This is a genomic window from Anoxybacter fermentans (genome assembly GCF_003991135.1).
Taxonomy (GTDB): Bacteria; Bacillota; Halanaerobiia; order DY22613; family DY22613; genus Anoxybacter; species Anoxybacter fermentans.
Window position 1 is genome coordinate 1,281,065 of record NZ_CP016379.1, and the last position, 20,202, is coordinate 1,301,266.

Below are 20,202 nucleotides of genomic sequence, written 5' to 3' on the forward strand. Positions count from 1 at the left end.
CCGTTGAATTGATTGGTAAATTGATTTTGAAATAAACATTTAAATTTAATAACTTAACATTGCATTAAATACTCTTCTCCTTAGATTCATAACATTTGGAACACCATATCCAATCCTTTTGATCAATTTAATCTTGTTATTGATACCCTCAGCAAAGCCATTGGTTATCTTAGTCTTAAAATAATTTAGTATTTTTTCTTCCCATCTTTGTATTATCTTTTTTACCTGGTAAAAAGGCATCAGCTTGCTTTTTATTACTTCTTTATACCACCTTTTTAGAGCTCTGGTGGCTTCTTTCACATCATCTAGCTGCAATAAGTCTCTGAATTCCTCTTTTAATTCCCAGGCCTTTTCTAGAGCTGGACTGAGTTCAAATAATTTGATGAGCTTTTCATGTTCTTCATCTGTCAATTCTTCAGCTCGTTTTTGGAGTAATAAACGACTTTGAAAAAACTTTCTTCTCTGATGATTATTTACTGTTTGTTGAACTTGTTTTCTAACTTCATCAAGGGCTCTGTTCATTAAAGTTACAAGATGAAATTTATCTATAACAATTTTTGCATGAGTAAATGCTGCATCTGCTACTGCTTTGAACGGCCGCCACATATCCATAGAGATCGATTGAATCTGTCGTCTTTGTTCATCTTCCCAACAATTAAAGTAGTCAATTAAATCATCCTTTTTGCGAGTAGGTAAAATGTCAATTAACTCCCGATTAATTGGATCTGTAATGCTAACTCCATATTTATGGCGTTTTAAAACTGCAAATTCATCGATACTGATGGCTTTTAATTGACTAAGTTTTGAAACTTGTTGTTTAATGAGAGGGTCAACTACTTTTTTAACTGCATTATTAACAGCTGTATAACTTAACCCGTTTTCTCTAGCAACTTTAGAATAATCCTTGCTGACAGTTTCTTTAGCAAGATATTTATCAAAGCGTTTGGTTTTACGGGCATATTTATCAATACTTTCATATTTTTCAGGGATACCCCTCTTATGACAATAAGGACAACGATATCTTTTCTTTAGAAGTCTAATGATTACTAGTTTACCTCTTATGGGGATGTCTCTAATATTTTGCCATTTTGTATCATGGATTTTATTAGTGATATTACCACACTGAGGACACACAATGTGATTTTTCTTTGCTTCAGCGATAAAAATATATCTGTCCTCCGTTGAAATAATTTCAGTTGCAATAATGTCTGGCAAATCAAGAAATTTTATGATATTATTATATTGCATTTGCTGGACTCCTTTCTTTGGTTTTTAGTTCGCAACTAATTAATTCAACGGAGCCAGCAAATGCCTTTTTATTTTTTATAATTTTTTCTTCACAACATTAATTATAGACCCAAAAAATAAAAAGATCTTTTTAAATTAAAGATCTTTAAAAATCATCTATCTTTAAAAACTATTTTACTTTATAATCATCTTTATTTAGATTCACTACATTATCCTTATCCTTTTTATCAAACATACTTTGTTTATATTTTTCCAGTTCATTCTTAATCATTTGCCAACCAAATAACAACACCCCCACATCTTCCAGATATCCAAATGGAAAAATAATATCCGGAAAGAGGTCTATAGGTGAGAGAAAATAGATCAAGGGAAGGAAAAATAATAATTTTTTCCAACCAGAAACATTTTGATCAGCTAGATAACGTACCAGCCAACTAAAGTTACGAATGACCCCCGCCATAACAAAACCCCCTTTAAAAACAAAATGTATATAAATTATTATTTCTCCACTCCAAACATTTTACCCTGCTTTTTAAATAATTTTTTATCAAATCACAAAACTACTCTTTAGAAAAAAAGAGCCCTGTAAATCAGATAGATATAATGTTCTATAAAAAGGGCTCCTTAAATATGTTTTTATTCTAATGTATAAGCTGCTAAAAGGGCAATAGAGTTTAAAAGTCCTTCTATGTGAGTACGTTCAATACCATGGGAAGCGTGAACCCCGGGACCAATTAAAGCTCCACGAATATTATTGCCACCCCGTAAAGCTGCAGAAACATCCGAACCATAGCGGGGATAAATATCAACAGCAAAATTCAGATTTTCCCGTTTAGCCAGTTCAATCAATTTACCAACGATATGGTAATCATACGGTCCGGAAGAATCCTTAGCACATATCGAAACATCTTTCTCAGTACATGTAAGGTCATCACCAACAGCACCCATATCTACCGCAATAAGTTCATCAATTTCCTCAGGAATGTAGGATGCGCCATGACCAACTTCTTCATATGTAGAGATGAATATTTTTAAAGTATGTGTTGGAATGAATCCTTCACGCTTAAACATTTCCATCAAACCAAAAAGAACAGCTACTCCAGCTTTATCATCTAAATGACGGGATTTAATAAAACCATTTTCCTTAATCACTGTTCTGGAATCAAAAGAGATGAAATCACCAACATTAACTCCTAATTTGAGTACATCCTCTTTTGAGTCTACTAGTTCATCAATTCTTATTTCCATATTTTCCTCTATTCTTTTCTGGTCCTTAGCATCTGAATAAACATGAACTGATGGCTTGGTAGTGAGAATTGTTCCATCATAAACCCGGCCGTCCCGGGTATGGATTTGGCAATACTCCCCTTCCACAGTGTTCATCATATAACCACCTATAGGAGTAAATCTTATTCTTCCAGAATCCTTAATAGAACGAACCATTGCTCCTAAAGTATCAACATGGGCAGAAAGACCAATGATGTAGTCATCTTTTTTTCCGGGAATAGTAATTACTCCACAACCCTTTTTAGTTAATTCAAACGAAAATCCCAACTTTTCAACTTTTCTTTCAATCTTCTGCATAATTATATGACAGAAACCTGTGGGACTGGGAGTTGTTAAAAGATCATTCAAAATATCCATGACATATTTACTATTAATTTTACTTTTCACATTTTATCCCCTTTCATTAAAAAATCTGTTTTATTTTTTCTAAAATATTCTTCAATCAGACTTAAGATTCCTTTATTTCTCCTTCAACTTTCGCACCAAATTGATCGATAAGCAACCTTACTTTCATTTACCATAATATAATTTATTTCTTGGTATATTATTGAATCATTTTCCATAAGATTTATTAATTTTTTTGAATGAAATTTCTTTGGTTTTCATATTAAATTACTGAATAATTTTTGATAATTAGTATTATTGCTTCTTATTTATTATTTTTGCTTATATTGACATTTTTTAAAATTTATCTTATACTATTATTGTAAGTATTTCCAAATCAACACTTGACATGAATTAAAGGAGGTGGTCTTTAAAAGAGATTTTTTTAAAGTTGTAGGATAGTCATCGGGGGTCAAACAATTTAAATTTAAAAAATTTAAGGGAGGAGTCAAGAAGATGAGAAAGTTTAGTGTTTTGTTAGCTTTATTTCTGGTTTTAACTATTGCAGGTATGGCTTTTGCTGCTAGCCCTAATAGCAAAATGGATAGGGTTGTAGCTGATGAAATCACTTATAAATCCAAAGTTGACGTAATTGTTACCCTGGTAAAAGGTGCAAAAATGAATCCACATGGTCTCGATGGTACAGTAAAGCATGAGTACAGCATTATCAACGGTTTTGCTGGTTCCTTCACTCCTGCTGCTATCGAAGCTCTGGCTAAGAATCCTAATGTTAAATTCATCAGCAGTGACTATGTAGTAGAGGTTGCCTTAAATTATGGTGCTCCAACTATTAAAGCTCCCGATGCATGGGCCGCAGGTTATACTGGTAAAGGTGTTACCGTTGCTGTAATTGATACTGGAATAGATCCAAACCATCCTGCTCTGGCAGGTAGAATTGTCGGCTGGTATGATGCAGTTAATGGACAACCTACCCCTTATGATGATCATGGCCATGGTACTCACTGCGCAGGTATTGTAGGTAGCAATGATAGCTTCTATAGAGGTGTAGCTCCAGAAGTTAGCTTCTTCGGAGTTAAAGTTCTTGATAGTAGTGGTTCTGGTACTACATCTGATATCATCGCTGGTATTGATTGGGCAGTTCAGAATGGTGCTGACGTTATCTCCATGTCCTTAGGTGGAAGAGCTTATACTGATCCTGATAGTGATCCATTATGTCTAGCAGTGCGGAATGCATGGAACTCTGGTGTAGTTGTAGTTGTTGCTGCTGGTAATAGTGGCCCTGCTCCAAGAAGTATCGAGACTCCTGGTATTGAACCTAGCATCATCACTGTAGCTGCTGCTAACGACAATGATACTATTGATTGGACCGATGATAGTATTGCTAGTTTCTCCAGCCGTGGTCCTACTAAGTATGGTGATCTGAAGCCTGATGTAGCTGCTCCTGGTGTTTACATCATCTCCTGTGAAGCTAATACCGGTGGTTGGGTATCCAAGTCCGGTACTTCTATGGCTACTCCACATGTAGCTGGGGCAGCTGCTTTGATGCTTCAAGCTAATCCGAACTTAACCCCAGATGATATTAAAACTGCTCTAATGAATACTGCAAATGACTTAGGTTATAAATGGGAAGTACAAGGTGCAGGTGAAATCAACGTTTGGGCAGCTATCAATTACTAATACTTAACCAATAAGGGAAGTCTGAAATCAAACTTATTGAAAAAGGGGCTGTCCCAAAAGTAATTAATTACTTTTGGGCATGGCCCCTTTTTTCATTGTTCATTTCAAATTCATTGAAAATTTTTCTGTTAAGAAAATAAAAACCCATACCTGACATTCTATACTGTTGCCAGTTTAGCCAGGTTATGGGCTATACACAGTAAACCCCATTCAATTTTTACTTTCTCAAGGCCACGAAGCAGAAATCTCCGGAATGACCAATTACCTTTGATCCTTCCAAAGACAGATTCCGCTTCAATTGCTCTTTGAGAACGGAGTTTCATACCTTTATCGGAACAAAGGTTTTCCTTTACCTTTTGCTTATATTCACGTAATTTAAAATTTATTCTTATTACTCGATCACCTTTGGCCCTGGTACAATTTTCTTTTAACTCACACCCATCACAATTTTCGCATTTGTAATATCTAATTTGTTTAGTATATCCATTTTCAGTCTTAATTTCTTTTGTCTTACAGTAAATGAGTCTTCTTTGAGCAGGACAAATAAACTCGTCGTTTTCTTTATCATACGGCCAGTTTTCTACTTTAAATATATCATTTTTAAACTTCTTCTTTTGTTCTTTATGAAAAGTATTATACTTAACATAAATATTAGTATTAGCTTTCTCTAAGTAATCATAATTTTCCTCACTACCATAACCTGAATCAGCTATCACATTCTCCGGAATCTTACCTGTAACTTCTTTTACTTTTTCTAAATGAGGTATTAAGCATCTTGAATCTGCCGGCCTTTGATGAATACTATAACCAACTACAAACTGATTCTCTGTACCTATCTGAACATTATATGCGGGCTTCAATTGCCCATTTTTCATGTGGTCTTCTTTCATTCTCATAAAAGTTGCATCAGTATCTGTTTTAGAATAACTGTTTCGTCCATTTAAAATCTCTTCCTGTTGCTCATATTTTTTCATTCTGGGAAGACATTTAGTCTTGAGCTCTTTAATTGTTTTCTTTAACTTCTTGTTTTTGGAGTTCTTTTCTAGACGTTCTTCAAGTTCCTTAATTTTTTCTTCGAGTTTCTTTGAATCTATTTCTTTTCCTTCACCCATCTCCTCCAGGTCATTATCCCCATACAATCTATTCTCTTCTTCGTTGGTTTTCTCAATCTCTTTTAAAAGTTCATTAATTTTTGCCCTAAGCCTTGCTTTGTACTTCTTTGTCGCTTTTCTCCAGACAAAGCTATATTTGTTTGCATTAGCTTCTATTTTTGTACCATCTAAAAAGTAATTCTCTAACTTTACATATCCTTCTTCTATAAGAAGTTCCAATACTGATGCAAATACCTCATCAATAACATCTTTCATGATCTCTGATCTGAATCGGTTTATCGTCCGAAAATCAGGTTTATTGTTACCACTAAGCCACATAAAATAAATATTTTCCCGAAGTGCCTTGGCAATTCGTCTTGATGAATATATTCTCTGAGTATAGGCATATACTATAACCTTAAGCATCATTTTCGGATGGTAGCTGCTTCTACCCCCACCTTTATATTTTTCAAGCAGGGGTTCAATATTCATCCTTTCTATAGCTGAATTTACCACCCTTACTAAATGATTCTCAGGAATAAACACATCAAAACTCAAAGGCAACATTGTCTGATTCATATTATATTCAATAAATGTCTTTTTATTATGGTTTTTCCTCTTCATATTTATATTTTACCATAAAAAAAAGGTGTTGTCTTTATAAAAATTTCTGACAACACCTTTCTTTTAATATTTACTTTTGGGGGTTATAAAGGGACTTTTGGGACAGCCCCTTTGTTATTTCTACTTTTCACCAACTCTGCCGACCGCCAGTCTCGCTGACTATCCTTCTTTACCATCTTATCTATTAAAGCTTTTTCTAAATCAATCTCAAATTGATTAGCAAGAGCAATAAGGCAAACCAGAACATCTGCCAACTCTTCTCTCATCTTCTCTTTAGAAAATTTCCCATAATTTGGTGACCAGATCCGTTTAAGTTCTGTGGCTACTTCTCCTATCTCTTCATTTAATAATGTAAAGATTTGCAAAGGATCCATGGTAAAACCTCTTTGACGACGAATTTTAGCTACTAACGCCTGTAGTTCCTTTAAATCTGCCATACTTTCCTGCTCCTCTCAAAAATCTTTTTAAAATACTTTTTCTTTTTAAAATGAAAAACCCCTGCACAAGATTAACAATATAATTTGGATTATTTTCTTCTGTATCTTCCTTTTGACAGTGCAGATGGAAGATGATATACTAACTTTAGCAAATGATTAACGAAGGAGGTAGTATTTTGAAACAAATTAGTACAACCTTTATACTTTTACTTTTTATAGTCGCTCTTTTATCTTTTTCTGCTCTGGCAAATCAGAGTATTAAGTGGGAATTTATTGAAACAGAAAATCTTAAAATTATTTATCATCCTGAAGTTAAAGAACAGGCATATCATATTGCTAAAATTGCTGAGGAGGTTTTTAATGACCTCTCCCAATTCACTGGCTTTAAGCCCTACCGTAAAATCGCTATCGTAGTTTCGGGACAGGATGATATTGCTAACGGATTTGCTATACCCAGAGATGTGATTAAAATCTGGGTAAATCCACTTCATATTTCGACCCGTGTGGATAAGGACTGGCTTAAAACTGTTGTAACTCATGAACTAACACATCTGGTACAAATGGAGGCAACCTTTGAAACTACATACCTGATTCATAAACTGACGGGGGCTTCTACTCCCCTTCTTCAACCGCCAAATACATTTTACCCAACCTGGTTTTTAGAAGGAGTAGCCCAATATGGTTCTGCTCGTTTCGGATATGATAGTCTTGATAGAAAACGCCAGATGATCCTGGAACAGAAAATACATACTGACAATTTTTTTACCGATGCTGAATTAATTTGGGGCCGAAGTAATATTGGTGGTGAAGCTATTTACAATTACGGTTTTGGTTTTTTGGACTATCTAATGCGTACATACGGAGAAGAAAAATTTTTGGAACTTCAAAAAACCCATAATGATCTTTATTTTCTTGGGTTGAATAATACCATTCGCATCGTCTATGGGAAAAGATTAGATGAACTAATCAACGAATGGAAAGATTCACTTAAAAAACGTTTCCCTATCAGGATTAACCGGGAAAAAGCTATTAGTATAACCAATAAACCCAATCTAGCTCAATGGAATGAACCCCAGGTTACCCCCGAGGGTGGAATTATCTTTGCAGAATCACATATTGATCGTTCTTCAATAAGAATAAGATACTGGAACCCCGAAAAGGGTCTTATTACCCTGCTGGAGGATCCTGCTCTTTTCTTAACCCGTCTCTCCCTTTCTTCTGACGGCGAAAGACTCCTCTATATTGCCTGGGAATACAAAAACCAGCATCTCAGATACGACCTATATGAGCTGGATTTGAAGAGTAAAAAAACAATACGCTTAACTAAAGATGAACGGATTTTGCTCGGGGTCCACTATGGTGACGGATACCTGGTTGTGAAAAATGATTGGGGGCGAAATCGTCTATACTACTTATTCAATGGCCAATTAACACAATTAACAGATAATGATTATAATTTTAATATAACCGATCTGGCTGTTTCACCAGACCAAAAAAGAGTGGCTATCAACTTTAATTATAATGGTAGACGTGGTATTGGAATCTTGAATACAGATTCCTGGACTTATGATAAAATTTTCTTTCCTTCAGAAGGTCTGGATTGGCTTTTAGGTGACTTTATAGATAATAAACACCTGACATTAAGTTGGGACAGATTAGACCATTATGATCTTTACTGTTTGAATATCGACACCGGAATCTGTGAAAGGATTACCAATACTCGTGAGGATATCTTACAGGGCCAGGTTAGATCTATAAATGGACAAACCTACTGGTATGGTCAAATTTATGGGCCGGAGGGATTTACTATTGCCAAAGGTAAAATATTCCACGGTGAAAAAATAACCCTTGAGCCAGAAGAAATTAGTTTTAACCTTGACCCGATTCCTCAATTAAAACCAGTAAACAAGGGTAATTATAATCCTCTTTCTCAGCTAAGAAGTGATCTTTTTATTCCATATGTAACTACTGATCAATTTACCATAGGCTTAACCCACCTTTTGACAGATCCTTTGATGGAACTTATCATATATTACAATCTGGAATGGGATCCAAATAAAAATCACTACCTTATTGATTTAGATTCAATCTGGCAAGGAACCAATCCTGGTTTCAATCTCACTTTGCATAAAGATAAATCCAAAGTACAGGCTGCATTAACCCAATTCTATGACAGTTATCCTTATTATCTTTCTATTATACAGGGACTGGAATATGACGAACAATTTAGGCTTGACAAATTAGGATTACAAGTGGATAGAGTCTGGCAAAAGAGTAATCCAGGAAAAACTACCCTTTCTGTAAATTATTTTTTTCCCACTTCAACTGAAAAAGACGGATTTGATTTTACGTTAAAACATTCTCAAAATATTTCTATTGGTTACAGAGGGCATTCATTAACAAGTACTACCCGATTTCAATATACCAGAGGTAGAATACGAATTCCCTGGGGACGGGGAACTGAAATTATGTGGGTAGACAGCAACTATTACTTAGCTGAAATGCTGATTCATCAACAGATCAATTATCAACATAATTTAGTTGATCTATCCTTCAACTTCAGTGACTTTATTCAGACTGGTCGGCTATATTTAAACCTTTTTAGCGAATTGGGTTTATTCTATAATAACGGTCAATATATAATTGCTGACATGATAGGAACGGGGTTAGAATTTGAAACGAAAATTGTCCATCAAATACAGTTAAACCATTCTTTGAATGCAGCGATTAACAGTAAAGGAGATTGGGATATAAAATATGATATAAAATTTCCCTTTTAATGATGAAAAAGAAAGGGTCTTTTAACGGCCCTTTTTTTATAAAATTTGACCGTCTGGTAAAAAAATGTTAAGATGATATTAAAAAATATATTAGGAGGTATTAGAAAAATGCATGGTATTAGAAAAATGCATAATGCAATCCTTCAACGTGATAAAAAAACATATGCCATTATTCCTCATATGCCTGGAGGATTAACAAATGTTGAACAATTAAAAAAGATTATTAAAGTGGCTGAAAAATATAACATTGAAGTAATTAAAGTAACCAGTGCTCAACGGATTGCGTTAATTGGATTCACTGAAGACCAGTTAGAAAGTGCCTGGGCAGACCTTGAAATGCCTCGAGCTAAAGCAACCGGAAAAGTAGTACGAAGTGTAAAAATCTGCCCGGGAAATAACTTATGCAAGTACGGACTACAGGATTCTGTGAAACTGGGATTAAAAATTGACGAAAAATATCACGGAATTGAACTGCCAAATAAAGTCAAAATCGGTGTAAGTGGATGTAAACTTGGATGTGCTGAATCCAGGATTAAAGATATTGGATTATTGGGTACAAAAAATGGTTGGATGCTAGTGGTTGGCGGTTCTGCAGGAGCTAAAGTTCGGGAAGCTCAGGTACTGGCAGATGGATTATCTGAGGAGCAGGTCTTTAGATTAATTGATACTATCTTCGACTACTATCGTGAACAACCTTCTAATGCACGTTTAGGGGCACTTATAGAAAATATAGGATTTGAAAAATTTAAAGAAGATATACTTAAAAGAGCTGATTTAGCCTGCTCAAAAGAAAAGATGGAAAATAAATAATAAGGTTGGTGCTATTCAGCACCAACCATGATGTTAACAGATGTCAACAAATATTCTCCCAATGAACATTCTCTGCAAGAATTTGGACAAATTCTTCTAAACCTTTTTTATCTTCTTCATCAAAGCGATTTTTTATCGGACTATCAATATCCAATACACCTTTTAATTCTCCATCTTTAAGTATGGGCACAACAATCTCCGACTGAGATGCAGCATCACAGGCAATATGTCCAGGAAACTCATGTACATCAGGTACTAATATCGTTTTCCGCTTTTCTGCTGCTGTACCACAGACTCCTTTTCCTATAGGAATATGGGTACAGGCTGGCTTACCTTGAAATGGCCCTAAAACCAGCTCGTCATTTTTCAACAGATAGAAACCAACCCAGTTAATCTCATCCATCTGATGGCCCAGAAGAGCTGACGCATTAGCCAATTGAGCTAACCAATCAGATTCATAACAAACCTGGCCTATAAGAAGTTTATTCACCGTTTTATAAAAAAGTTGCTTATCATCAGTTTTTATTTTTTTTGCTCTATACATTTACCTTCCCCTTCCATGATAGACTGTATTTATGGTTAAATATTATGCAAAAGAACTGAAATTCCTGCTTTAATTTATGATTTTACTGCAAAAAGCTAATTTTGAGCGACATAGAAATTTTTCGCCAAATCATCTTAGCGAGATTTCCAACGAAATAAGGCCTCATTAAAGGATGTGATGAGCTAATCAAGGGCCAGGAGGGCCCTTTGATTAGGAAGCCTTATTTCGGCAAAAATCGAGCTTTAGATGATTCGAAAAATTTCTCAAGAAGCGAAAAATTAGCTTTTTGCAGTTTAATCATTTATCCGTTCTAAATAGACCAGGCTATTTTCAGTAGTAATTATCATTGAAGAACTCCCTGGAATAGAGGTTACACCTACCACGAGAGATCCCATATCCCTGGCCGTTATAAACTTTCCTGTTTCATCAAATAGATAGAGAAACCCTTGCTCTCCTCCTACCCATAGTTTATTTCTACAATAATCAAGCAAAACAATCCTTTCACTAACTTCCTTACTATTAAGAATAGAACCACTTTCAGGCTCAAGAATATATATCTTTTTTCCTGAGGAGATATAAAGGTAATCCTTCAAAAGAATATTAATAGGTTTTTGAAAACCATTTCTTATAGAATAGATTTCTTTCCCTGTATGAGAAAAAGCATAAAAAACTCCACGCGAGGAGAGAAGATAAAGAAAATCATCAGTAATAATTCCCTGCTTTGCACCACCGTTGATTGAAAGTTTCAGAGAATACCATTGATCACCTCTCTGATGCCAGAAGGTTCCATCAACTGTAAAAAAAGCAGGAGAATTGTCTAAAAAAACAAAACTCTCCGCTAAAATCTCCTCTTCAAACTCCTCTTTTTTAAGAAGCTCTCCCTCCAAAGTATATCTGTATATTGTCGACCTATTAGCTAACAGCCAGAGGTTTTTGTCCTTTATCACTAAAGGGGTGACATCTATCCCGAGTTTTCGTTGCCAGAGTATTTTTCCACTATATCTATTAAAAGCATAAACTGAACCTTGAAAAGTACCCACAATCAAAAACTCCTGAGTTTGTATTACTGGCCTCAGTACAAGCTCATTAAGTAGATATGACCATACTTTCACTCTGTCAAGCTGAATAGCATCAACCCGTCCCTCTAAATCTACTGAATATACCATCTCCCCCTGCATTTGAGCTGGAATAACATACCGATTAGAACTGGTATGTATGTTAGAGGTAGCCAGAGTCAAGTCTGAAAGATAGACTTCTCTTCTAAATTTGCTATTAGGCTTAAAATCAATAAGAAGTTCCTCTGATTCAAAGCCTTCCTTTTCAAATCTAAAAGCCCGGAAACCTAAAGGAATGGATGTAATTTTAATAGGAGTCTTACCCATCATTTGGCCATCCATATAAACTACTATATTTTCGAGGGGACTGGTAATCATTATCTCCCCTTTAGCATTATTGTAAGCATATAAGGCATAAGCAAATGACCCCACTATAATAATTATAAATATAAAAACAGCCAAATGTGAATTTGTTCTATCCATAACTTTCATCTCCCGTGATAAATAATACGGAGGGATAATCCCTCCTTTAACGACCTTTTAATTTGGGGTCAAATGCATCTCTTAAACCATCACCAATAAAGTTAAATGCCAATATAGTACAAAAGATAAACATACCGGGCCAGAGAGCAAGCCATGGAGCTGTAGAAAGATATTGACGAGCATTAATCAACATATTACCCCAGCTCGGTGTAGGAGGTTGAATTCCTAATCCCAGATAGCTTAAATAAGATTCTGAAAGAATGGCACTACCAACCCCCAAAGTCGCCGACACAATAATTGGTGCCAGAGTATTGGGTAAAATATGGGAAAAAATTATTCTTGGAGTAGATACACCCAAAGCTCTAGCGGCTTGAACAAACTCCTGTTCCTTAAGGGACAGTACCTGGGCCCGAACAATTCTTGCGATCCCCATCCATCCAAAAAGAACCAATACAACAACCATATTAGTAAATCCAGGGCCAACCATATAAGCTACAACAAGCAGAACAGCTAAACGGGGCAAAGATATCATGAAATCTACGAAACGCATCAAAACAGTATCTAACCAACCTCCAAAATACCCAGATATAGCCCCAATAAAGCTACCAATAATAACACTGGTTATTGAAACTATAAAACCTAAAGAAAGAGAAATTTTACCACCAGCCAGAATTCTGGCAAATACATCCCGTCCTAATTCATCTGTACCCATCCAGAATTCTGTAGATGGAGGTTGAAAACGATTTAAGATATCCTGTTCCGTTATATCATGTTTACTGATTAAATCTGAAAAAATAGTCATAATCAATAAAACTCCAATAATGATAAGACCTATAATGGCCAGTTTGTGTTTTAAAAACCGCCAGAAAACCATAGAAAAGTAACTTTGAGACTTTTCGGTTAATCCGTGTCGAAGATCTTCAAGTTTAGCTGAATTCTGTGGCTGCATTCATCATTTCCCCCTTTCTTAAGAATATCGAATCCTTGGATCAATCAAAGCATAACAAATATCAGCTATGAGATTAAAAATAACCGTTAAAATAGCCAAAAACATGACAATAGCCATGGTAATAAAAGTATCATGAGCATTTATAGAATGAATAAAGAGTCGTCCCATTCCAGGATACGCAAAAACAGCTTCAGTAATAATAGCGCCCCCAAAAATACCTGGAATAGCCAACATTATCAAAGTAATAAGAGGAATTAGTGCATTACGTAATGCATGTTTGTAAATTACTACCTTTTCACTCAAACCTTTTGAACGGGCAGTACGAATATAATCCTCACGAATAACCTCCAACATACTGGATCTCATGTAACGCATCCATCCAGCCATACTTATTAATCCCAGGGTAAAAGCCGGTAGAATCAGATAACGGATTCTATCTAAAATAAGATTTATAAGACCCGGTTCCACACTAACACTCCTAAAGCCAGCAGGTGGAAGCCAACCCAATTTAACAGCAAAAAGATAAATGACTAGAAGTCCAAACCAGTGAGAGGGCATACTAAAACCAAAAAAGGCATAAACTGTCCAGAAATAATCCCAAATTGAATACTGTTTTACAGCTGAAAAAATTCCAATAGGTATAGCAAAAGTAAGAGCAATAATAAAAGAACTACCAATTAGTAAAACAGTATTACCTAAGTTCCTTTTTATAATCTCCAGTACAGGTAGTTTGTACTGGCGCGAAAAGCCTAGATCACCACTTAAGACTCTTTTTATCCAACGTAAATATCTTAAATAAAAAGGCTGGTCCAAACCATAAACCTTCTTCAAAGCTGCTATATCCTCTGGAGTAATATTGGGATCACTCATCATCAGCATATCGATTGGATCTCCAGGCATATTAATCAACAGAATAAAACTTACTAAAGAAATCAAAAATAGAACCGGTATAAACTGCAATATTCGTCGAATGATATATGTACTCATTATTGCACCTCCATGATTGGGGAGGTCACATATCGCAACCTCCCCTTAATATTATCCCCTTATTATTCGATATCCCACTCCCAACAGTTCCATGTATATGGATCTGCAGAACCAGTTGGTTTAATTCCTTTTACATTGGTCTTCCAGGTAGCAATATCGACGCGGAAGAAGAGTGGTAAAGATGGTAAGTCTTCAGTCCAGAGCTTCATCAATTCAACATTAAGCTCCTGTCTCTTCTTCTCCGACATCTCTACTAACATCTTTTCAATAATTTTATCAGCTTCCTCGTTAGCCCATCCAGCTATGTTTTGGCCAGACCAACCATTTTCTTCAGTTGGAATTTGATCACTATGCCACATTAATGGCATACTGGTTGGGTAGGATACCCAGGCAAACATGATCATGTGAGGCCATTCACGTCTATAGAAGTGATCACCATTGAATAAAACAGCAGGTGGCATAACTTCAATCTCAAGTTTAACACCGATCTTTTTCCACATATCTTGCAGTACTTGCAAAGTTAATTCACGAGGACGATTACCGGAAGTGGTACGGATGTTAAGAATCATCTTTTCGCCCTTTTCATTTTCTAAAATTCCATCCTCACCTATAGTCCAACCAGCCATAGCCATTAAAGCTAATGCTTTTTCTGGATTGTATTCATATTTCTTAATAACTTTATCAACTGCATCGGTATAGAGTGGATGACGTGGAGCCATAAAGGTATGTGCTACTGGCAGTACTCCATCAAAGAGAGCATCTACCAATTTCTGACGATCTATAGCATACAACAATGCTTTCCGGACTCTAGGATCTCTAAATGGTGGATAATCGCGCTTATTTAAATCAATATGCTCCCAAACAACTCCAGGAACAAATTCAATGTTAATCTCATTTGGATCAACAGATTTCTTTAAGTTCATAGCAACATCGAATGGTACAGTTGGTGGCAGAGTAGCATCAACTTCACCGGTCTTAATCATAACAGCCAGAGTTTCGGTATCTTCTACAAAACGGGCAATAATTCTATCGATTTTCGGTTCAGCAATAAAGAAGTTTTCGTTCTTGACTACTTCGATATGGCTACCGGGTACCCAATCTTTCAGCTTATATGGACCACGGCCAATAAATTGATTTGTCCAGTATGGATGGTTGATGAACTTTTCTTTGTCAGTTCTATAAACTTCTTCAAGAATATGTCTTGGCAGAGCGCCCTGACCATTAATAGTCAGATCAGCAAAAGGATATAATTCTTTCCAGTAAACAATACACTCATAATCGTTGATTACTTCAATATGATCAATTTTCTTAGTAACATAGCGGCTGACAATAGGGATTTCTTCATCTAATCCAACTTCAAAACCAAACACATAGTCATGAATGGTATGCTTAACCCCATCATGCCAATAAACATCATCCCTTATTTTCCAATGAACTTCCATGGTACCATCATCATTTACGATCCAGGTACCATCTTCAACGCTGGGTCTGTATAAAGCAACAGCAGGATGAAGATCCCAATTGTTATCCCGATAAAGTAATCCTATATCCAGAAGTCCTTCCACAGTAGTTCCAGCTACCATACTAAACATAGGACCAAAACCATCAGGCTCCTGGGTCATCGCAAATTGTAAAACTTTTTCCTTACTTAACGCTACACTACTAACAACACATAGAGTTAACAAAATAGCCAAAAAAATGACAAACCTTTTTTGAGACATTCTCTTTCCTCCTTTACTCTTTTTCTTCATTCTCCACTTCAGTATACATTAATAGTTAAACTTTACTCTTTACGAACCACCCCCTCAAAGATTATAAATTATTTTTATTTTCTGAAAATTCTTTATAAATATTTTATAATATTTATTATTCGAACTATTTATAATATCTTCTTGAAGTCTTCACCAATAATATTATTCGCCTAAATACTAAAAATTCCTTTTTCTCTGAATAAAAAAATGCTATTTTCTTTATCGAAGTTATAAATTATAAGTTAAGGATAATTATTTCCATTAAATTAAATTCCAGTCATATTACCAAATATACTAAATAGAAAAAGAGCCTTAAATGGCCCTTAGATATTTTACCATCCTCTAATCTCAATATCAGAATTAGAAGTCTCTAAATTAACTATAGCCCCACCACCATTAACAATAAGTTTAATGATATCGTCTGTCAGAAGTCTTTTAGTGTGCTGCAGTTCACAACTGATACTGCCATTACTGGTTTCGGCAGTTACATCCATTTTGCTATCTGAGGGGACTTCCATTATAATTCTACCATTACTGGTTTTCAGATTATATGTACCATTTATATCAATGGGACTTCTAAATATAATACTGGAATTAGAAGTACTGAGAGTGACTTCTAACAATCCCTGATCACTAGCTTCTATATTAATAAAACCATTTTTACTTTCAACAGCAATTATCCCCGCAATATCATTTCCGGTAACCCTACCATTACTTGTAACTACATCCATAATTCCATTTACATTTTCTAATTCAATATGTCCATTACTACTGACCACATTAATTCGTCTACTAAAGTCCTTAACTTCAACAAAGTCATTGCTGGTTTTATTATTTATATTGGAAACTGTCGAATTAGGAATTTTAACCTTAAAATTAACACCAGCTGTCATAATACTCAAAGGGAAAAACGATGGTCGTTTCACTTTCACCTCTACTTTAGAATCATTTTCTATCAAATCAACATAAATCTCTTTTTCGAGAAACTCTTTTAATTTTGCTTGATCATCTCCTCTAGCCATTTTAGTTATCTCTAGATGAATATTATCATCTTCAGAAGATGCAATGGTCACATAACCGTTAAAAGTCTGAAGAACAAATTCCTCTCGAGCTGATATCTTTTTCATTAAAGTTTGTTTACCTTCATACCTACCTAAACCTATACAACCAGCTACTAGACCAACTAAAGCCAGTAAAACCACTACTGTCAAATATTTTTTTCTCATCAGTTTCACTCCTCTTAACAAACTTCTATCAACCAAATGTATCTTCTTTTTTCAGAATACACTGACTTGCTACATATACCTGGCCCAAAGCTAAACCTCCATCATTGGTAGGAACCTGACAGTGCTGAAATACTTCAAACCCTTCTCCTTCCAGACATTTTTTCAATCCCAAACTCAATAACCGATTCTGAAAAACACCTCCGCTCATTACTACACGCTGAAGCCCCAATTCCTGACGAATCTTTATACATAAATTTAAAGCCATCTCCACAACTGTTCCATGAAACCGCCGTGCAATCTTATAAGCCTTTTTGCCTGCACGTAAATCCCTTATAATAGCGCTAATTATCGGTAAAGGGTTAATCACAAATGGTGGACTATCATCTTCTACAATAAAGGGATAAGGCTCTCCTAATTCTTCACCGGCCAGTTCCTCCAATTCAATAGCCGCCTGGCCCTCATAGCTTATCCTTGTTCTAATTCCCAATATTGCGGCAACAGCATCAAAAAGCCGACCCATACTTGAAGTTTCAGGTACTTTAATTCCTTTTTCAATAATTGTTTTAAGCATATTTATCTCATCCTTAAGAGAATACCAGAATGGTAGCTCCTGCAACCAATCTGCATCTGGCAAAGCCTTTAAGAGATAAGCAACCCCAATCCGCCAGGGTTCCTTAACCCCTTTATCACCACCAGGAAGGGGCAAATATTTAAGATGTGCCCAGCGTTCAAACTTTTCTGGTGAAGCTATCAATATCTCACCACCCCAGATTTTTCCATCTGTCCCATATCCGGTTCCATCAAAAGCAAGGCCAATTACTTGTCCATCTAATCCATGCTCTGCCATACAGCTAGCAATATGGGCATGATGATGCTGGACACCTATCAAACGCTTATCCTTATACTTCTTTAAAGCAAATTTAGTAGATATATATTCAGGATGAAGATCATGTACTACTATTTCCGGTTCAATTTCAAATAACTTCACCATCTCATCAATCATTCGCCGGTAGTGATATAGACTATTTTTGGTCTTCAAATCTCCGATATGCTGACTCATAAATACCAGTCCTTTCTCCGCCAGTGCAAAAATATTATTCATCTCTCCCCCACAAGCAAGAATCGGTTCTTTTACTGCTGGCAATCTCAAGGGTATTGGAGCATAACCCCGACTTCGTCTTATCATCACTGGGCTATTATCAACCCGCTGAACTGAATCATCGCAAGGTCGTACAATCCGGCGATTATGGACAAGAAAATAGTCCACTATATCTCCTAATCGTTCCACTGCCTCCTGATCATCGTAAATAATCGGCTCTCCACTTATGTTTCCACTGGTCATTACCAGTACCGGTAATGATTCATCGAATAAAAGATAATGAAGGGGCGTATATGGTAACATTACACCTAACCGACTCTGGGCAGGGGCAACCTCTAATGTAATTCCATCATAGCCTTTAGCTTTCCACTTTAGTAAAACAATTGGCCGAACAGGACTGATAAGCAATTTTTCTTCCTCAGAAGAAACCTGACAATACCGGCGTACCACATCCAGATTAGGCATCATTACCGCTAAAGGTTTATCCGGCCGATACTTCCGTTTCCGTAAATTTTGTACTGCTTCACGATTTAAAGCATCACATACCAGATGATATCCACCCAGTCCCTTTACTGCTGCAATTTTACCTTTTTTAAGTTCAGTTTTTAACTGAAAAATAGGCCTGACCCATTCAGGCAATAAACCGATACTTTTATCACCCTTAACTTTTTCACAGAGCTCATAAGTTGCGGCAACTTCATCAACCAATCCATAATCTAAACTTGATCGTTCGTCTACTCTCTTCCCTGTTCTATCAGTCAGCCATACCTCTGGCCCACACACCGGACAGGCATTGGGCTGTGCATGGAATCTACGGTTTTTTGGATCATCATACTCTCTTTGACATTCAGGACACATAATAAATTCGCGCATTGTAGTATATAACCGATCATAGGGCATCTCTTCGATGATCGTAAATCTTGGCCCGCAGTTGGTACAGTTTATAAAAGGATAAAGATATCGTCGATCTTGAGGATCCATCATTTCCCTATAACAATCCTCACATAACGCCATATCAGGTGAAATTAGCGTCTTTACCTTTTCAGAACGATCCGAAGCACGGATAATAAATTCATTATCGCCAATTGGGTCTATAGACCAACTCTTTATAGAAACAATATGTGCTAGCGGAGGAGCCTTTAATTTAATATCCTTAAGAAAAGCATTAAGTTTAGATCCACTCCCCTCAACTTCTATAAGAACTCCAGCACTATCATTAGTTACCCAGCCAGTCAAACCATGTTCTAAAGCAAGATTAAAAATAAAAGGGCGAAACCCAACTCCCTGAACTATTCCATTTATTCTAATCGCTATCCTTTCCCGGTCACCCATCTTTTCTTATCTCTCCTTTTTTCCGTTTTTATCCAGAAGAAATATAAAAAATATCAGTAATCATTTCTTTTGAAACTTTTTAAACTAGCGAATAGCTTTCCCAAAAGATTTATCTTTTAGGCAGCATATCCAATCCAGATCAAGATAACTTTTCCTAATAAATAAAATGATTAAACTGCAAAAAGCTAATTTTGAGTGCTATTGAAATTTTTCATTAAACCATCTTAGTGAGATTTCAGTCGAACTTTAGATGGTTCGAAAAATTTCTTTTGAAGTGAAAAATTAACTTTTTGCAGCAAAATCACAAAATGTTTCTTTAATAAATTCGCTGATATGTTTAATTTTTCCTTCTAACCCTTCCAACGATAAATCTCTTTTGATTCTTTAAATTAAAAATCATAATTCCGCAGAATAGAAATAAATTTGTTAGAAGTGAGGTATTTTATTAACAAAATCAAAGGAATTTTCTCATAGATG

Annotated in this window: 15 protein-coding genes; 3 read left to right on the plus strand and 12 right to left on the minus strand. The window is 35.7% G+C overall.

The features are described 5' to 3' along the window. Positions 1-45: 45 nt before the first annotated feature. From BBF96_RS05705 to BBF96_RS05715, 3 genes are all read right to left on the minus strand, one after another. Positions 46-1,248, minus strand: coding sequence for an ISL3 family transposase (locus tag BBF96_RS05705; protein ID WP_081499421.1), 1,203 nt, complete (start codon positions 1,246-1,248; stop codon positions 46-48). A 169-nt stretch (positions 1,249-1,417) separates the two neighbouring features. Further along, positions 1,418-1,708, minus strand: coding sequence for a YkvA family protein (locus tag BBF96_RS05710; RefSeq protein ID WP_127016256.1), 291 nt, complete (start codon positions 1,706-1,708; stop codon positions 1,418-1,420). Positions 1,709-1,884: 176 nt separating this feature from the next. Further along, positions 1,885-2,922, minus strand: coding sequence for a M42 family metallopeptidase (locus BBF96_RS05715; RefSeq protein ID WP_236777885.1), 1,038 nt, complete (start codon positions 2,920-2,922; stop codon positions 1,885-1,887). 453 nt (positions 2,923-3,375) lie between these two features. Between BBF96_RS05715 and BBF96_RS05720 the strand changes: the two genes are divergently transcribed. Next, positions 3,376-4,557: a S8 family serine peptidase gene (locus tag BBF96_RS05720; protein WP_127016257.1), complete on the plus strand. Its 1,182-nt coding sequence runs from the start codon at positions 3,376-3,378 to the stop codon at positions 4,555-4,557. Positions 4,558-4,715: 158 nt separating this feature from the next. On the opposite strand, the gene BBF96_RS05725 is transcribed toward BBF96_RS05720, so the two are convergent. Continuing rightward, positions 4,716-6,272: an IS1182 family transposase gene (locus BBF96_RS05725; protein WP_019431323.1), complete on the minus strand. Its 1,557-nt coding sequence runs from the start codon at positions 6,270-6,272 to the stop codon at positions 4,716-4,718. An 83-nt stretch (positions 6,273-6,355) separates the two neighbouring features. Then, positions 6,356-6,709, minus strand: a complete 354-nt coding sequence (locus BBF96_RS05730) for a MazG nucleotide pyrophosphohydrolase domain-containing protein (RefSeq protein WP_127016258.1) — start codon at positions 6,707-6,709, stop codon at positions 6,356-6,358. Between the two features lie 176 nt (positions 6,710-6,885). Here BBF96_RS05730 and BBF96_RS05735 point away from each other — a divergent pair, with 176 nt between their 5' ends. Further along, positions 6,886-9,489, plus strand: a complete 2,604-nt coding sequence (locus tag BBF96_RS05735) for a gluzincin family metallopeptidase (protein WP_127016259.1) — start codon at positions 6,886-6,888, stop codon at positions 9,487-9,489. Between the two features lie 108 nt (positions 9,490-9,597). Further along, on the plus strand, positions 9,598-10,299 hold the full coding sequence (locus BBF96_RS05740) for a nitrite/sulfite reductase domain-containing protein (RefSeq protein ID WP_127016260.1): 702 nt from the start codon (positions 9,598-9,600) through the stop codon (positions 10,297-10,299). Between the two features lie 43 nt (positions 10,300-10,342). Here BBF96_RS05740 and BBF96_RS05745 read toward each other — a convergent pair whose 3' ends face one another. From BBF96_RS05745 to hypF, 7 genes are all read right to left on the minus strand, one after another. Continuing rightward, positions 10,343-10,843 (minus strand): GAF domain-containing protein, encoded by a 501-nt coding sequence (locus BBF96_RS05745; protein WP_127016261.1) that lies wholly within the window; start codon positions 10,841-10,843, stop codon positions 10,343-10,345. A 293-nt stretch (positions 10,844-11,136) separates the two neighbouring features. Continuing rightward, positions 11,137-12,381, minus strand: coding sequence for a PEGA domain-containing protein (locus BBF96_RS05750; protein WP_164730917.1), 1,245 nt, complete (start codon positions 12,379-12,381; stop codon positions 11,137-11,139). 46 nt (positions 12,382-12,427) lie between these two features. After that, positions 12,428-13,330 carry an oligopeptide ABC transporter permease gene (gene opp4C, locus BBF96_RS05755; protein ID WP_127016263.1) on the minus strand — a complete coding sequence of 301 codons (903 nt, stop codon included), beginning with the start codon at positions 13,328-13,330 and terminating at the stop codon, positions 12,428-12,430. Positions 13,331-13,348: 18 nt separating this feature from the next. Further along, complete coding sequence (locus BBF96_RS05760) at positions 13,349-14,317, minus strand: ABC transporter permease (protein ID WP_127016264.1); 969 nt, start codon at positions 14,315-14,317, stop codon at positions 13,349-13,351. A 62-nt stretch (positions 14,318-14,379) separates the two neighbouring features. Continuing rightward, entirely contained in the window at positions 14,380-16,038 is a 1,659-nt protein-coding gene (locus BBF96_RS05765; protein WP_164730918.1) for a peptide ABC transporter substrate-binding protein, read from the minus strand. 362 nt (positions 16,039-16,400) lie between these two features. Then, on the minus strand, positions 16,401-17,294 hold the full coding sequence (locus BBF96_RS05770; RefSeq protein WP_127016266.1) for a DUF4097 family beta strand repeat-containing protein: 894 nt from the start codon (positions 17,292-17,294) through the stop codon (positions 16,401-16,403). A 28-nt stretch (positions 17,295-17,322) separates the two neighbouring features. Then, positions 17,323-19,725 carry a carbamoyltransferase HypF gene (hypF, locus tag BBF96_RS05775; protein WP_127016267.1) on the minus strand — a complete coding sequence of 801 codons (2,403 nt, stop codon included), beginning with the start codon at positions 19,723-19,725 and terminating at the stop codon, positions 17,323-17,325. Positions 19,726-20,202: the final 477 nt, after the last annotated feature.

What these genes read in the sequence shown, in the direction of transcription:
- BBF96_RS05725 (WP_019431323.1), bottom strand. Translation starts at nt 6,272, where the DNA reads ATGAAGAGGAAAAACCATAATAAAAAGACATTTATTGAATATAATATG.
- BBF96_RS05730 (WP_127016258.1), bottom strand. Translation starts at nt 6,709, where the DNA reads ATGGCAGATTTAAAGGAACTACAGGCGTTAGTAGCTAAAATTCGTCGT.
- BBF96_RS05720 (WP_127016257.1), top strand. Translation starts at nt 3,376, where the DNA reads ATGAGAAAGTTTAGTGTTTTGTTAGCTTTATTTCTGGTTTTAACTATT.
- hypF (WP_127016267.1), bottom strand. Translation starts at nt 19,725, where the DNA reads ATGGGTGACCGGGAAAGGATAGCGATTAGAATAAATGGAATAGTTCAG.
- BBF96_RS05705 (WP_081499421.1), bottom strand. Translation starts at nt 1,248, where the DNA reads ATGCAATATAATAATATCATAAAATTTCTTGATTTGCCAGACATTATT.
- BBF96_RS05760 (WP_127016264.1), bottom strand. Translation starts at nt 14,317, where the DNA reads ATGAGTACATATATCATTCGACGAATATTGCAGTTTATACCGGTTCTA.
- opp4C (WP_127016263.1), bottom strand. Translation starts at nt 13,330, where the DNA reads ATGCAGCCACAGAATTCAGCTAAACTTGAAGATCTTCGACACGGATTA.
- BBF96_RS05750 (WP_164730917.1), bottom strand. Translation starts at nt 12,381, where the DNA reads ATGGATAGAACAAATTCACATTTGGCTGTTTTTATATTTATAATTATT.
- BBF96_RS05770 (WP_127016266.1), bottom strand. Translation starts at nt 17,294, where the DNA reads ATGAGAAAAAAATATTTGACAGTAGTGGTTTTACTGGCTTTAGTTGGT.
- BBF96_RS05765 (WP_164730918.1), bottom strand. Translation starts at nt 16,038, where the DNA reads ATGTCTCAAAAAAGGTTTGTCATTTTTTTGGCTATTTTGTTAACTCTA.
- BBF96_RS05710 (WP_127016256.1), bottom strand. Translation starts at nt 1,708, where the DNA reads ATGGCGGGGGTCATTCGTAACTTTAGTTGGCTGGTACGTTATCTAGCT.
- BBF96_RS05740 (WP_127016260.1), top strand. Translation starts at nt 9,598, where the DNA reads ATGCATGGTATTAGAAAAATGCATAATGCAATCCTTCAACGTGATAAA.
- BBF96_RS05745 (WP_127016261.1), bottom strand. Translation starts at nt 10,843, where the DNA reads ATGTATAGAGCAAAAAAAATAAAAACTGATGATAAGCAACTTTTTTAT.